The organism is Brevundimonas sp., assembly GCF_050729455.1.
Lineage (GTDB): Bacteria > Pseudomonadota > Alphaproteobacteria > Caulobacterales > Caulobacteraceae > Brevundimonas.
The window spans coordinates 1-15009 of record NZ_JBOHLI010000033.1 but is presented as its reverse complement, the minus strand read 5'-3'; the positions used below and the strand labels follow the sequence as shown (position 1 = coordinate 15009).

The following is a 15009-nucleotide window of genomic DNA, read 5'->3' as shown; positions in this document are numbered from 1 at the left end:
CAGACCGGCCCGATCCGCCGTGTCGCCAGAATGGTTTCCGCAATGCCGCCCCTGGCCGGGCGGCTTTTTCGTATGCAGATCTACGAGACCTCCTGCACCCCCGGCCCTCCCGACCGACGCAAGGCTGCGCGCCGCAGGTCGACGGCGAGAGCGGGCGGCCATGAAATTTCGTCGTGACGCCAACCACGCGCCCCGCCCGAAGGAGGCCGAGGCCGTGCGGGAGGTCTCTCCGCGCGGCGAGCGCGGCGCTCAACCGGCTCCATAAAAACGCATAGACGATGATTTGTCGTATGCAGGTGTGGATTTGCGAAAATTTATGTCCGATAAGGTTCGCAGAGCCCGGCTAGAGGCTGTTGGAGGACGTGTACAGTGTCGGATCCCCTTTCCTCGCCGGCTGAGAAGCCCTCCATCACCCCTCGCCAGGCGAACTTCGCCCTCGGCGTCTTCCTGCTGGCCTATATCCTGTCCTTCGTCGACCGGCAGATCCTCAGCCTGCTGGTCGATCCCATCAAGCGCGACCTCGGGGTCAGCGACCTTCAGATGGGCCTGCTTCAGGGCTTCGCCTTCGCCCTGCTGTACGCCTTCCTCGGCGTGCCCGTCGGACTGCTGGCGGACCGGACGGTCCGCAAGCGCATCATCGCCTACGGCGTGGTCTTCTGGAGCGCGGCGACCGCCCTTTGCGGCTTCGCCGGCAACTACGCCCTGCTTTTCGCGGCGCGGATGGGGGTCGGGGTGGGCGAGGCGACGCTGTCGCCGTCGGCCCACTCGTTTCTCAGCGACGCCTTCGAGCCCGCCAAGCTGGCGCGGGCCATGGCGATCTACACCATGGGCATCACCCTGGGCGGCGGCATGGCCTATCTGATCGGCGGCACGGTCGTCGCCGCCGTGGCCAACGCCGACACGACGCATCTTCCGCTCATCGGCGCGATGCGGCCATGGCAGATGGCCTTCCTGATCGTGGCGGCGCCCGGCGTCCTCGTGGCGGCGCTGGTCGCCATGGTGAAGGAGCCGGCCCGGCGAAGCCTGGTCGGCGCCGCCGAAACGGCCAGCCGCCCCGGCCTCAAGGCGGTGACCCGCTACGTCGGCGGCCAGTGGCGCGCCTTCGTCCCCATCTACATGACGTCCTCGGTCCTCGGCATCCTCGGCTACAGCCTCGCCAGCTGGTTCCCCACCCTGCTGATCCGCAACCACGACCTCGCCCCGGGAACGGCCGGCCTCTACATGGGCGCCATCTACCTGGCGCTCGGGAGCGCAGGCTCGATCTGCGGAGGGCTCCTGTCGGAACATCTGGCCCGACGCGACCGCCCCGAAGCCAACCTGCTGACCGTGGGCCTCGTTTCAGCCGCCCTGATCGTTCCCGCGATCCTCGCCCCTCTGGCCGGCCCGCTCTGGGCGACGCTGGCCCTGCTCTGCGTCCTGACCTTCCTGGCCAACAGCTTCTTCGGCTCGTCGATCGCCGCCCTGCAGCTGGCGACGCCGAATACGATGCGGGCGACCAATTCCGCGCTCTTCCTGCTGGTCAACAACCTGATCGGCCTGTCTCTGGGCGCGGCCGCCGTCCCCGTGATCAACGCCGTCCTGTTCGCGGGCAGCGAGAACGTGGGCCCCGCCATCGCCCTGATTGCGGCGGCCTGCTGCCCGCTCAGCGCCGCCCTGGCTTTCTGGGGCCTGAAACCCTATCGCCGGCTGATCATGCGCAAGCATCAGCCTTGATCGCTACGCATTCCAAGCATTGATCAAGAATTAACTTGCGCTCCGCGTTTTGGTGCGCGTAGATCGCCCCAACGATCCGCAAACGTCGGACGATTTTGGGGAGTGACTGCGAAATGCGTAATTTCCGTACCAGTCTGCTGTGCACCTGCGCAGCTTTCGTCGCCGCAGGCGCAGCGGCGGCCCAGACCGCGCCGCTGCCGACGGCGCCGGCCCAGGAACAGGAAGCGGCCGCCCAGGTCGACGACATCGTCGTCACCGGTTCGCTCATTCGCCAGTCGAGCAAGCCCTCGCCCACCGACGTGGTCAATCTCGATCAGGTCGACCAGCGCGGCATATCCAACGCCAGCGAACTCGTGAAGCTGCTGCCGGCCAACTCCGGCTCGGAAGCCCAGGTCGACGGCCTGAACCAGCCCCTGACCTCGGGAACCGCCCAGTTCAACCTGCGCAACCTGGGCCTCGGTTCGACCCTGGTGCTCCTGAACGGCCGGCGCCAGACCTTGAGCGCGGCTGCGGCCGGCGACGGCAGCACCTTCGTCGACATCAACTCCCTCGCCCCCCTGATCGCCATGCGCCGGATCGAGGTGGTCAAGGACGGCGGCGCCGCCACCTATGGCTCGGACGCGGTCGCAGGCGTGGTGAACTTCATCACGCGCACCTCGGTGGACCGTCCCGAGATCACCGCCAAATACCTGACGATGGACGGCTCCAACGAGGTCGACATCCAGGGCATCATCGGGCGCAAGGTGGCCGGAGGCGACCTGGTCCTGGCGGCGAGCTACTTCAGCCGCAGCACGCTCGGCACCGACGAACGCAGCTTCTCGCGCGCCTCGACGTTCGGCCGGCCCTCCTGGCATTCGGTGTCCAGCTACGGCCAGCCGGGATCCTACTTCCGTCCGAGCACGAACAGCTTCGCGCCCGACCCGAACTGCACCAACGCCGCCTTCCCGTTCAGCTACAGGAACTCTCCGACCGACTCCTTCTGCCGGCTCGACTTCTCGGAATTCTTCGACCTGACGCCCAAGGAAGACCGCGAACAGGTGTTCGGAACCTGGAACGGCGACATCGCGCCGGGGATTCGGCTGAACCTCGAGGCCGCCTACAGCCACGCCCTGGCCGAAGGCCGCTCGTCGCCGTCCTTCCCGATCCTCGCCGTCTCGCCCGTGGTCCCGCGCACCCACCCCGACAACCCGTTCGGCGAGGACGTCCGTTTCCGCGGCCGCCTGCTCGGCCCGGCCTACGGCGCTTCGGTGGCCGAGTATGAATACGACACCTATCGCGTCGCGGGCGGCCTGGACGGCGCCTTCGGCTTCGGCTGGAGCTGGGCCGTCAACGCCGCCTACAGCCGGCAGGATCACCGCTACGACAAGCCGGACACCATCGCCACCAACCTCCAGAACGCCCTGCGCGGCCTGGGCGGAGCGGGCTGCAATCCCGCCACGGGCACGCCGGGCGTCGGGTCCTGCGTCTATTATAACCCCTTCGCCACCGCCCAGCTGGGGACGGGCACGCAGAACAGCGACGCTCTTATCCAGAGCCTGATCGGCTACACCAATCTCGACGCCAAATCCGACCTGTTCACCATTGATGCGGTGACCAGCGGGGACATCATGGACTGGGTCGGCGGCACGATCGCCGGCGCCCTGGGCGTGCAGTACCGCCGCAGCACCTTCGCCCACGACTGGGGCGATCTGGTCAACGCCGGGGAGCTGATCACCCTGGGCCAGGCGCCGGACTTCTCCGGTTCGCAGGAGACCACCTCGGTCTTCGGCGAGCTCCAGGTGCCGTTCGGCGACGACCTGCAGCTTCAGATGTCGGCCCGTTACGAGAACTACGCCGAGGGCTTCGACAACGTCAGCCCGAAGGCCGCCCTGCTCTATCGCCCCTTCGAGCAGCTGTCGCTGCGGGCGTCCTACGGCAAGGCTTTCCGGGCGCCCTCGGTCTACCAGCAGGTCGCCGTCCAGGCGACCCAGCCGTCGATCAACGACAACGGCGTGTTCAACTTCGTCAACACGCAGACCTTCGGCAGCAAGGACCTGAAGCCCGAGGAGTCGTCGAACTACAACCTGGGCGCCACCTTCCGCCCCATCCAGGGCCTGGAGCTCGGCGTCGACTTCTACGGCTTCAAGTACGACAACCTGATCGTCAAGGAGAACCCCCAGGCGATCGTCAACCAGGCCCGCGCCGACACCCTGGCCGGCCTGACCGGCACCGTGGCCCAGAGGGCCCTGACGCGCGACGTGACCGGCGCCCTGGTGCTGATCAAGACCAACTTCATCAACGCCTCCTCGGTCGAGACCGACGGGGTGGACGTCACCGCCCGCTACAGCTGGGACACGTCCTGGGGCGACTTCTCCGCCAATGCGGCCTGGACCCACGTCAACAGCTACGACATCCAGTTCACCCTGGGCGCGGCGCCGATCAACGGCGCCGGCAGCGTCAACTTCAACAACCTCGGCCGGTCCCTGCCGGTCGATCGCGCCGAAGCCGGCCTGACCTGGAGCAAGGGCCCCCACCAACTGGTCGCCCTCGCCCACTATGTGAGCGGCTATACCAACGACCGCACCGGCATCACCGACGCCAGCATCGACAGCCAGACCACCTTCGACCTTCAGTACAATGTATCGGTCGACGGCCTGGCGGGATCGGGCCCGACCAAGTTCACCCTCGGCGTCATCAACGTGACGGATGAGGACCCTCCCCTGGCCCAGCTCAACCTCGGCTTCGATCCGGTCACTCATGATCCGCGCGGCCGCGTCTTCTACCTGAGCGTCAACCAGAGCTTCTGAGCTTCCTCCCGCGAAACTGCATCGGGGCCGGCAGAGTGATCCGCCGGCCTCATTTTTTGGAGCGGCCGCGTGGCTGACCACGACGATATCCTCCGCCGCCTCGAGCGGCTCGAATCCCTCGACGAGATCCGCCAGCTGGCGGCCAAGTACGCCCTGGCGCTCGATATGCGCGACGCCGACGCCTGGGTCGGCCTGTTTCCGCAGGACGTGAAGGCCGCGGACGGGGCCGTCGGCCGCGAGGCGCTCAGGACCTGGTTCGACCAGACCATGCGCAGCGCCTTCACCGGCACCTCGCACCACATCGGCAACCACATCATCGAGTTTCAGGACGCCGACCACGCCGACGGCCTCGTCTATTCCAAGAACGAGCACGAGGCCGGCGACCAGTGGATCATCATGCAGATGATGTATTTCGACCGATACGAACGGATCGACGGCCGCTGGTTCTTCCGGCGTCGCCTGCCGCTCTACTGGTACGCCGCCGACCTCAACGCGCCGCCCGTCGGCGACAGGAAGATGCGCTGGCCCGGCCAGGCCGCCTATGACGGCGGCTACCACAGCCTGTTTCCCAGCTGGGATCGCTTCTGGGCCCGGACCGGCGCTCCGGACGGACCCGTGGCCGAACCGGCGCCGCTGGACGCCTTCCTGTCGCGGATGCGCGACGGCGCCGCCACGCCTTCGGTGCGCGTGCGATGAGCCGCCTGTTCGAACCCGTCGCCCTGGGCGACCTGCATCTGGCCAACCGCGTCGTCATGGCCCCCATGACCCGCAGCCGGGCGGGAAGCCGCGGCCAGCCCTTGCCGATGACGGCCCGCTACTACGCCCAGCGCGCCGCCGCCGGCCTGATCGTGACGGAAGGCGTCTTTCCCAGCCCCGACGGCCAGGGCTACCCCGCGACGCCGGGCGTCTGCACCGACGAGCAGGTCGCGGCCTGGCGGGAGGTGGCGGACGCCGTGCACGCGGCGGGCGGGCGCATCGTGATGCAGCTGATGCATTGCGGCCGCGCCGCGCTTCGCGAGAACCAGGCGGCGGATGCGGAAGTGATCGCGCCATCGGCGATCGCCTGCCGCACGCCTCTGTACGGCCCGAACGGCGTCCAGCGCCCCTGCTCGGTTCCGAGGGCGTTGCGGACCGAAGAGATCGCCCGGGTCGTGCAGGAATACCGCGACGCCGCCCTCAACGCCGTCGCGGCGGGCATGGACGGCGTCGAGCTTCACGCGGCGAGCGGCTACCTGCCCATGCAGTTCCTCTCGACCAACACCAACCTGCGGGAGGACGCCTACGGCGGCTCGCGCGAGAACCGCTGCCGCTTCGTCTGGGAGGTGATGCAGGCGATGGGCGAGGCCATCGGCCATGGTCGCGTCGGCATCCGCATCAATCCTGGCAGCGACTACAACGACATGGCCGACGAGGCGCCGGCGGCGACCTACGCGACCCTGCTTCAGGGCTTGTCAGGCCGAGGCTTCGCCTATGTCCACCTGATCCATCGCCCGCCGGCGGCCCTGGACACCCTGATGCTGACCCGCGCCTACTGGTCCGGCCCCGTCATCGTGAACGACGAGCTCGACGCCGCGCGGGCGGACGCTTTCATCACCGCCGGAAAGGCCGAGGCCGCCTCGTTCGGACGACCGTTCATCGCCAACCCCGACCTCGTCGCCCGGTTCGCGAGCGGCGCCCCCCTGGCGTCCCCGGACCGTGCGACCCTCTACGGCGGCGGCGAACGGGGCTACACGGACTATTCGGAGTTCGAGGCGCCCTGAGCGCCCGGCCGGGAGGTGATCCGGGCCATCCGCACGTCGTACTTGAGATTGTGGATGGAGACCGAAGCGGCCACGCGCCGCACCCCCGGCAGCGGCTTGATCTTGCTGCGGATGAGTTCGTAGACGTCCTCGATGCTGGTGAAGAGCCCCATGGCCATCAGGTTGTAGCGACCCAGCAGGATCATCACGGAGCCGATCTGCTCGATGTCCGCCAGCTGCTGGGCCAGCGCGCTGACCTTGGCGGGCTCGGCGTGGATGCCCATGAACACTAGGTTGGGCGAACCGGCGAGCCGGAAGTCTGTGACCACGGTGAACTGGAGCAGGCCCGCGTTCTGGAGCTGCTTCAGCCGCGTCCGGATCGTGCCCTCGGTCACACCGAGCGTCGTCGCGATCTGCCGGTTCGACACGCGGGCGTCCATGCCCAGGGTGGCGATGATCCGGCGATCCAGCTCATCAAGCTTGGGCGCGCTCATAGGGGGGCCACGTTGAACTCGAACTTGACGATGTCGGCCGCGATTCCCGGCTCGATCTGGCTGACCCCCGGGATCGGCGCGACGTGCTCGACCAAGAAGAGGGAGATCTCCTCGAAACGGCTCAGGGTCACCAGCATCTCCAGATCATTGACCCCGTTCATGACGTTGATGCTGAACACCTCGGGCAGCTTGGCCAGATCCATGCCCACGTCCCGGGCGTCGCGGCCGTAGACCTTGATCCCCACGGCGATGACGATGTTGAGGTCGTGCGCGGCGAAATCGGTCACCGCCACCACGCGAAGGGCCTTGTTCTCCTCGAGGCGCTTCAGCCGCACCGAGATCGTCGCCGGCGTGACCGAGAGCCGCTCGGCGATCTCCTGATTGGTCGCGCGTCCGTTCTCGCGCAGAATCTCCACGATCCCGCTGTCGATGGCGTCGAGCTCCGCGACCGCGATAGGCTTGCCGGCTCTCAACCGCATTCACATCCCCGACATCGACAAAATTCAATGATTCCATCGATTGGACCACAGAATGCTACGCAAGCCAACAGAACACCCATCGGAACGACGAGTCAGCCGAGGATCGCGCTCGCCGCCTCCCCCGCCGCCCGAGCGCGCTGGACAGGGTCGCGGCCCGCCCGCATGGCCGCCGCATCGGGGATCTCGACGCTCGCCGGCACGAGAGGCAGACTCTCCAGAAGCTCGCGCAGGGCGAAGTCGCCGCGTCCGGGCAGGCGGCGCTGCAGCGACGCTTCCGCGCGACGCCCTTCCACCGGCAGGTCGAGCGGGCCGTCGCAGATCTGCAGATAGACGATGTCGTCGCGGTAAGGCGTCACGGCTCGGGGATCGTCGCCGGAGCGATAGAGGTGCAGGACGTCGAGGTTGACGCCGACATTGCCGGGCGAACCCAGGCTGCGCACGAGCGCGGCGGCTTGGGCCAACGTCCTGACCGTCGAAGCCGGGACCATTTCGATCGCGACGCCGAGGCCGTGACAGCCGGCGCGCTCGCAGAAACGGGCCGTCTCGTCCTGGATCCGGCCGGAATCCCTGGCGAAGACCAGCAGATTGACGAAGCGCGCCCCGAGTTCGGCCGCGCAGGCCAGATCGGCCTCGAAATCCCCCGGACGGGTCCGATCGGAAATCGTGAACGGATAGGCCACGTCGACAGAGAGACCCAGCCGGTCCAGAGCCGCGCGCGTCGCCGCCCGCGCGCCCCCGTCCCTGGTCAGGTCGAAGCTCGGCCCGCCCAGGCCGTCGATCGAACGCACGAAGGTGCAGAGGCGACGGAAGCCGGCGCGCGCGGCCGTCTCGGCAAGGACCAGCGGCGTCGCCTCGATCACCGTAAGATGGTCCAGAGCGAAGGCTTCAAAGGACGCCTGAGAAGTTCTTTCGCTACGCATTATGATGACCTTTGACCGACACGCTGCAACGATGCATAGCATTAACCCGTCAGTTTCGACGAGAGACGAAGGTAAGCGCGCCATGTTGAAATCAGGCCTGCCGGCTCCGGGATCCGTAGCGATCGTCACGGGAGGCACCAAAGGCATCGGACGCGCCACGGCGACCGCCCTGCTCGCCGCCGGATGCCGGGTCTTCGTGTTCGGCCGCACCGCCCCCGAAACGCCCGTCGCGTTCGAAGGGCGCGAAGCCGGGTTCATCGCCTGCGACGTCCGGGACCCGGACCAGGTCGCGCGCGCCGTGGCCGAAGTCGGGGCGACGTGCGGGCGGATCGACATCCTGGTCAACAACGCCGGCGGAGCGCCCGCGGCCGACGCGGCCACCGCCTCGCCCCGCTTCTCCCAGGCGATCATCGGCCTCAACCTGCTCGGGCCGATCTATCTGTCCCAGGCCGTTCACCCCTGGATGGCCGAGGGAGGCTCGATCGTGAACATCGCCAGCGTCGCAGCCCTGCGGCCGTCGCCCGGCACGGCCGCCTATGGCGCAGCCAAGGCCGGCCTGATCAGCCTGACGCAGAGCCTCGCCCAGGAATGGGGGCCGCGGATCCGCGTGAACGCGATCGTCGTCGGCCTTGTCGCCACCGAGGCCGCCGACGCCACCTACGGCGGAGCCGAAGGGCGGGCCGAGATCGCGGCCAGCCTGCCCCTGGGCCGCATGGCCACGGGCGAGGACATCGCCAGCGCCGTGCTGTTCCTCACCTCACCCCAGGCCGCCTACATCAGCGGAGCCCGGCTCAATGTCGACGGCGGCGGCGAGCGGCCCCTCTTCCTCGAGATCGTGGAAAGACAGGCTGCAGCCAAGCCCGCGTAGCTTCAAGTCCTACGAAAAACGCAAATAACGGCTAAACAGCCATTATATGATTGATACGCGCACTCCGTTCAGCTAGCTATTAAGGAGAAGGCCCGAACGGGTCGACGAGGCGCCGTCAGGGCGCCGCGGTCGCGATGTCGCGCCGCGCCTACGGGAGGCACAGAAGAAACATGGACAAGCGAGAGACCATCGAAGCCGCCCTCGCCAGGCTGTCTGACGGCATGACCATCGGCATCGGCGGCTGGGCGACGCGCCGCAAACCGATGGCCCTGGTCCGCGCGATCGCCCAGTCGAACCTCAAGGACCTGACCGTCGTCTCCTTCGGCGGCCCGGACGTCGGCCTGCTGGCGGCGGCAGGCAAGCTGCGCAAGCTCGTCTTCGCCTTCGTCTCGCTCGACCAGTATCCGCTCGACCCGCATTTCCGGGCGGCGCGCGAAGCCGGCCTGCCCGTGTTCGAGCTCGACGAGGGGCTTCTCCACTGGGGGCTGCGCGCCGCCGCCATGAAGCTGCCCTTCCTGCCGTCCCGGGTCGGCGCGGGCACGGACCTGCTCCGCCAGGACGGGTTCGGAACCGTGAAGAGCCCCTTCGCGGACGGCGAGACCCTGGTGGCCATGCCGGCGATCAAGCTGGACGCGGCCCTGCTGCACGTCCACCGCGCCGACGCCAGGGGCAATACCGTCACCCTCAGCGCCGACCCCTTCTTCGACGAGCTGATGGCGAGAGCGGCCGACACGGTGATCGTCTCGAGCGAGCGGATCGTGGACACCGCCGCCCTCGACATCGCCGCCCAGGGGCCGCGCAACCTGTTCGAGCGCGCGCTCGTGACCTCCGTGGTCGAGGCCCCGTTCGGGGCGCATCCGACCAGCGCCTCGCCCGACTATCCGCTCGATCTGGAGCACCTCAAGACCTACATCGAAGCGGCGGGATCGCCGGAGGCCTGGACCGGCTATCGGTCCGGCTATGTCGATCTCGACCCCGCCGCCTATCTCGCCGCCGTAGGCGGAGCCGCTCGCGTGTCGGCCCTGCCGGCCGTCGTCTACTGACCGGAGGCGGATATGTCGCAATCCCATCCCCCCTACTCCCTGGCCGAACTGCTCATCGTCGCCTGCGCCGAAGCCTGGCGCGACGCCGGAGAGGTGCAGGCCACAGGCATCGGCCCGATCCCGCGTCTCGCCGCCAGCCTGGCCAAGACCACCTTCAATCCGGCCATGCAGATGACCGACGGAGAGGCCTGGTACGTCACGGATCCGGTTCCGCCAGGACCGCGGCAGAGCCAGCCCGAGTTCGAGAGCTGGTGCCCCTATGACCGGGTGTTCCACATCCTGTGGAGCGGACGCCGGCACGCCATGCTGTCGCCGGTCCAGATGGATCGTTTCGGCCAGACCAACATCAGCGTCATCGGCGACCACGCCCGCCCGAAGACGGCGATGCTGGGCGTGCGCGGCTTCCCCGGCAACACCATCTGCCATCCCAACAGCTTCTTCATACCCCAGCACTCGAAGCGCAGCTTCGTGGCGGGCGAAGTCGATTACGTCTGCGGCGCCGGCTATAATCCGGATCGCTACCTGAACGGCCGGCCGTCGCCGGGCCTGGATTTGCGGCTGATCGTCACCAATCTGGCGGTGATGGACTTCGCCGGCCCCGACCACGCCATCCAGGTGCGGTCGCTGCATCCGGGGGTGAGCTTCGACGAGGTTCAGGACAATACGGGCTTCACGCTCAAGCGGCCCGACGTCATCCCCGAGACCCGGGCGCCGACGGCGGAGGAACTGGCGCTGATCGCCCGCCTCGACCCGAACGGCGTGCGCCGCAAGGTGCTCAAGGGCGACCCGGTCGGCGACCGGCGTCTGGCGGAAGTCGGCTGATGGACGATCTGGTGCAGCCCAGGGACGCAGACGCCGTCTACGAGACGGATGCGCCCGTCCTCTACGCCGTCGAGGGCCCGGTCGCCTGGATCAGGCTGAACCGGCCGGCCTTCAACAACGCCCAGAACGGGCAGATGACCTACGCCCTGGACGACGCCTTCCGCCGCGCCGTGGACGACGATGCGGTCCGCTGCATCGTCCTGGGCGGCGAGGGCAAGCATTTCTCGGCGGGTCACGACATCGGCACGCCCGGCCGCGACCTGCACACCGATTTCGACCGGCGGCTGATGTTGGGCCGCCACGTCAACAAGCCCGCCGCCGAGCTCCTCTACACGCGCGAGCAGGAACAATACCTTGGCATGTGCCGGCGCTGGCGCGACATCCCCAAGCCGACCGTCGCCATGGTTCAGGGGGCCTGCGTCGCCGGAGGGCTGATGCTGGCCTGGGTTTGCGACATCATCATCGCCTCCGAGGACGCCTTCTTCCAGGACCCGGTCGGCCGGATGGGCATTCCCGGCGTGGAGTATTTCGCCCACGGCTTCGAGCTGCCGCCGCGCATCGCCAAGGAATTCATCCTGCTGGGCGAACGTATGTCCGCCCGCCGGGCCTATGATTTCGGCATGGTCAACCGCCTGGCGCCGCGCGAACGGCTGGAAGACGAGGTTCGCGCCGTGGCGACCGAGCTCGCCTCGCGGCCCCGGCTCGGCGCCTGGCTGACCAAACAGGCGCTCAATCACGTCGAGGACCTGCGCGGCAAGCGCACCGCCATGGACGCTGTCTTCCATATGCATCACTTCGCCCACGCCCAGAACGATCTGACCTCCTCGAACAGCCTGGGCGGGCTGGACGCCAGATCCATGGCGGCGGCCAACAAGGCCCAGGCCGCCTCCACGCCGAAGGACCCGGCCTGATGGCGGATCCCCTGCGCACGGTCCTGGTCGAGCGGCTGGGCTGCCGCTACCCCGTCATCCAGACGGCGATGGGCTGGATCGCCGAGCCTTCGCTGGTCATCGCCTCCTGCGAGGCGGGGGCCTTCGGCTTCCTCGGCGCCGCCGTGATGACCCCGGAGGAGGCCCGGACGAAGCTTCTGGCCGTGCGACGCGGCACGGACAGGCCGTTCGGCGTGAACTTCCATATGTTCCAGCCGGGCGCCGACCAGATCGTCGACCTGGTGATCGCCAACCGCGATCAGGTTCGCGCCGTCAGCTTCGGCCGCGGGCCGGACAAGGCCATGATCGCGCGCTTCCGCGAGGCCGGCATCCTCTGCATCCCCACCGTCGGCGCGGTCAAGCACGCGCAAAAGATGGTCGAGCTCGGCGTGGACATGATCAATGTCCAGGGGGGCGAGGGCGGCGGCCATACCGGATCGGTGGCCACGACCGTCCTCCTGCCCCAGGTGCTCGACGCCGTGAAGGTTCCGGTGGTGGCGTCGGGCGGTTTCGCCGACGGCCGCGGCCTGGCCGCCGCCCTCGCCTACGGCGCCGTGGGCATCGCCATGGGCACGCGCTTTCTCATGACCCGCGAGAGCCCGGTGCCCGGCGCCTCGAAGGACCGCTACCTCAAGGCGGCGACCGACGACATCATCCTGACCACCCGGCTGGACGGCATCCCCCAGCGGATGATCCGCACGCCCCTGCTGGACCGGATCGAACGCTCCGGCGCGATGGGAATGTGGCTCCGCGCCCTCGAGAGCGGCCTGGCCATGAAGCGCCAGACCGGCGCGAGCTGGCCCGAACTCATCCGCGCCGCCCAGGGTATGCGCGCCCACGGCGGCCTGACCTTCGCCCAGGCCATGATGGCGGCCTCGGCGCCGATGATGATCCAGAGGGCCGTCGTGGACGGCGACCCCGACCGCGGCGTGATGGCCACCGGCGTGGTCGGCGGGCGGATCACCGACCTGCCGACCTGCGCCGAACTCGTTGACCGCATCATGGACGAGGCCCGTCAGCGCCTCGCCGCCCTGTGCGCGACAGCGTCCGACCTGCCCGCCGCCTTGAGCTGAGAGCACCGACCATGCCGATCCTCGTCGAAATCCGAGACCGCGTCGCCGAGATCATTCTCGACCATCCGCCCGTCAACGCCCTCGACTCGGACGGCTGGATGGCCCTGCCCGAGCATATCGCGGCGGCCGGCGCCGATCCCGAAGTCCGATGCGTGCTCATCCGCGCGACCGGTCGCGGCTTCTGCGGCGGCGTGGACATCAAGGAGATGCAGGCCCACCCGGAGCGGATCACCCGCCTCAACCAGGGCAACTACCTGACGCTGAAGGCCATCGTCGAGTGCCCGGTCCCGGTCGTCTCGGCCATTCACGGCTTCGCCATCGGCGGGGGCGTGAACATCGCCGGAGCCTCGGACGTCGTCATCGCCGCCGAGGGCGCCTTCCTCTCCCTGCCGGAGATCGACCGCGGCGCCATGGGCGGCGCCTCCTTCCTGTCACGCATGGCGCCGCCGCAGAGGGTGCGGTCGGCCTTCTTCACCGGCGGAAAGATCACCGTCGAGGAGCTGCTGGGCTACGGCTCGGTTCACGCGGTCGTGCCCCCCGAGCGGCTTCTCGAAGCGGCTCGGGAATTCTGCGCGGTCATCGCCGCCAAGAGCCGCAAGGCCCTGGTGATCGCCAAGGAGGCCCTGAACGGCCTGGAGGCCCGCGACGCGCTGAAGGGGTATCGCTGGGAGCAGGGCTTCACACTCGAAATGTATATGCACGAGGACAGCCAGACGGCTCGCGACGCCTTCGTCGTCGACAAGGGCCAGGCGGCGAAATTCTGATGGACCTTTCCTACTCCGCCGAACAATCGGCCTTTCGCGCCGAGGTCCGGGCCTGGCTCGCGGACCATGTCCCGGCCGCCCCGCTCGAGCATTTCGACGCCACCCGCGAGGGGTTCGAGGCGCACCGGGCCTGGGAGCGCACGCTGAACGCGGGGCGCTGGGGGATGGTGACCTGGCCCGAGGACCATGGCGGGCGCGGCCTCGACCTGATCCAGTGGCTCGTCTTCGAGGAGGAATACTACCGCTCCGGGGCGCCGGGGCGCGTCAACCAGAACGGCATCTTCCTGCTGGGTCCGACCCTGATGGAATTCGGCACGCCCGAGCAGAAGGCCCGTTTCCTGCCGCCCATGGCGGCGGGCGACGAAATCTGGGCCCAGGCCTGGTCCGAGCCCCAGGCCGGGAGCGACCTCGCCGGGGTGCGGGCGACGGCGGTGCGTGACGGCGACGACTACCTGCTCAGCGGCCACAAGATCTGGTCGTCGCGGGCGGTGTTCGCCGACTGGGCCTTCGGCCTGTTTCGGACGCCGGGAAGCGAGCGCCACAAGGGTCTGTCCCTGATCCTCTTCCCGCTTTCGGCCGAGGGCGTCACGGTCAATCCGATCGCCAAGATCAACGGCCATGTCGGCTTCGCCGAAATCTTCCTCGAGAACGTCCGCGTCCCCGCCTTCAACCGCCTGGGCGACGAGGGTCAGGGGTGGTCGGTGTGCATGGCGACGGCCGGGTTCGAGCGCGGCCTGATGCTGCGCAGCCCGGCTCGCTACCAGGAGGCCGCCCGCCGTCTGGCCGCCCTCTACGAGGCCCAGGGCGACAAGGCCGACACAGGACTGCGGGCGCGGGTCGCGCGCGCCTGGATGGACGCCGAGGCCTATGCCCTGTCCATCTATTCCACCGCCAGCCGCCTGATCGCCGGCGGGAGCATCGGACCGGAGTCCTCGACCAACAAGATCTTCTGGTCGGAGATGGACATCCGGCTGCACCAGACCGCGCTCGACATCCTGGGCCCGCGGGCCGAGCTGCTGCCGGAGGCGCCGGACGCGGGCGACGTCGGCGACTGGCTCGACGACTACATCTTCGCGCTCGCCGGACCGATCTACGCCGGCTCCAATGAAATCCAGCGCAACATCATCGCCGAGCGGATGCTCGGTCTGCCCCGCTGAGGTCGCCCGATGAATTTCACCTTCAGCGAAGAACAGTTGATGATGGCGGACGTCGCCCGTCAGCTGCTGACCGACACCTGCCCTCCGGCCGCCCTGCGCGAGCAGATGGCCGGCGACGCGGCGCTCGACGCCGGGCGCTGGGCGGCGATCGCCGAGACCGGCCTCACCGGCGTCCTGGCGCCCGAGACGGCCGGCGGCCTGGGCCTGGCCGAACCTGACTTC

15 protein-coding genes are annotated in these 15009 nt (G+C 68.6%); 12 read left to right on the top strand and 3 right to left on the bottom strand.

Going from position 1 to position 15009, the window contains the following annotated elements; all coding sequences use genetic code 11:
* The first annotated feature begins 369 nt into the window (after positions 1-369).
* The 4 genes from ACREEF_RS09800 to ACREEF_RS09785 all read left to right on the top strand — a co-directional run bounded on the left by ACREEF_RS09800 (position 370) and on the right by ACREEF_RS09785 (position 6259).
* Positions 370-1713: a spinster family MFS transporter gene (locus ACREEF_RS09800; RefSeq protein WP_431565401.1), complete on the top strand. Its 1344-nt coding sequence runs from the start codon at positions 370-372 to the stop codon at positions 1711-1713.
* Positions 1714-1826: 113 nt separating this feature from the next.
* Positions 1827-4499: a TonB-dependent receptor gene (locus ACREEF_RS09795; protein ID WP_431565400.1), complete on the top strand. Its 2673-nt coding sequence runs from the start codon at positions 1827-1829 to the stop codon at positions 4497-4499.
* A 69-nt stretch (positions 4500-4568) separates the two neighbouring features.
* Positions 4569-5195 carry a nuclear transport factor 2 family protein gene (locus ACREEF_RS09790; protein WP_431565399.1) on the top strand — a complete coding sequence of 209 codons (627 nt, stop codon included), beginning with the start codon at positions 4569-4571 and terminating at the stop codon, positions 5193-5195.
* Positions 5192-6259: an alkene reductase gene (locus tag ACREEF_RS09785; protein ID WP_431565398.1), complete on the top strand. Its 1068-nt coding sequence runs from the start codon at positions 5192-5194 to the stop codon at positions 6257-6259. Before ACREEF_RS09790 ends, ACREEF_RS09785 begins: the two co-directional genes overlap by 4 nt.
* Here ACREEF_RS09785 and ACREEF_RS09780 read toward each other — a convergent pair.
* The 3 genes from ACREEF_RS09780 to ACREEF_RS09770 form a co-directional block, all read right to left on the bottom strand.
* Complete coding sequence (locus ACREEF_RS09780) at positions 6235-6732, bottom strand: Lrp/AsnC family transcriptional regulator (protein ID WP_431565397.1); 498 nt, start codon at positions 6730-6732, stop codon at positions 6235-6237. The two genes, ACREEF_RS09785 and ACREEF_RS09780, sit on opposite strands and share 25 nt — an antisense overlap.
* Positions 6729-7211: an Lrp/AsnC family transcriptional regulator gene (locus ACREEF_RS09775; protein ID WP_431565396.1), complete on the bottom strand. Its 483-nt coding sequence runs from the start codon at positions 7209-7211 to the stop codon at positions 6729-6731. Before ACREEF_RS09775 ends, ACREEF_RS09780 begins: the two co-directional genes overlap by 4 nt.
* A gap of 92 nt (positions 7212-7303) precedes the next feature.
* Entirely contained in the window at positions 7304-8131 is an 828-nt protein-coding gene (locus ACREEF_RS09770) for a sugar phosphate isomerase/epimerase family protein (RefSeq protein WP_431565395.1), read from the bottom strand.
* Between the two features lies 1 nt (position 8132).
* Here ACREEF_RS09770 and ACREEF_RS09765 point away from each other — a divergent pair, with 1 nt between their 5' ends.
* The 8 genes from ACREEF_RS09765 to ACREEF_RS09730 form a co-directional block, all read left to right on the top strand.
* Entirely contained in the window at positions 8133-8999 is an 867-nt protein-coding gene (locus tag ACREEF_RS09765) for an SDR family oxidoreductase (RefSeq protein WP_431565394.1), read from the top strand.
* 170 nt (positions 9000-9169) lie between these two features.
* On the top strand, positions 9170-10042 hold the full coding sequence (locus ACREEF_RS09760; RefSeq protein WP_431565393.1) for a CoA transferase subunit A: 873 nt from the start codon (positions 9170-9172) through the stop codon (positions 10040-10042).
* A gap of 12 nt (positions 10043-10054) precedes the next feature.
* Positions 10055-10864: a CoA-transferase subunit beta gene (locus ACREEF_RS09755; RefSeq protein ID WP_431565392.1), complete on the top strand. Its 810-nt coding sequence runs from the start codon at positions 10055-10057 to the stop codon at positions 10862-10864.
* Positions 10864-11775 carry an enoyl-CoA hydratase gene (locus ACREEF_RS09750; RefSeq protein WP_431565391.1) on the top strand — a complete coding sequence of 304 codons (912 nt, stop codon included), beginning with the start codon at positions 10864-10866 and terminating at the stop codon, positions 11773-11775. Before ACREEF_RS09755 ends, ACREEF_RS09750 begins: the two co-directional genes overlap by 1 nt.
* The gene (locus ACREEF_RS09745) at positions 11775-12866 is read left to right on the top strand and encodes an NAD(P)H-dependent flavin oxidoreductase (protein WP_431565390.1); all 1092 of its coding nucleotides are present in this window, start codon (positions 11775-11777) and stop codon (positions 12864-12866) included. The genes ACREEF_RS09750 and ACREEF_RS09745 overlap by 1 nt, the downstream gene beginning before the upstream one ends.
* Before the next feature lie 11 nt (positions 12867-12877).
* Positions 12878-13630 carry an enoyl-CoA hydratase family protein gene (locus ACREEF_RS09740; protein WP_431565389.1) on the top strand — a complete coding sequence of 251 codons (753 nt, stop codon included), beginning with the start codon at positions 12878-12880 and terminating at the stop codon, positions 13628-13630.
* A complete protein-coding gene (locus tag ACREEF_RS09735) occupies positions 13630-14787 on the top strand; it encodes an acyl-CoA dehydrogenase (RefSeq protein ID WP_431565388.1) in 1158 nt (385 codons plus the stop codon). The genes ACREEF_RS09740 and ACREEF_RS09735 overlap by 1 nt, the downstream gene beginning before the upstream one ends.
* Before the next feature lie 9 nt (positions 14788-14796).
* On the top strand, positions 14797-15009 hold a 213-nt coding region (locus tag ACREEF_RS09730), incomplete at its 3' end, for an acyl-CoA dehydrogenase family protein (RefSeq protein ID WP_431565387.1).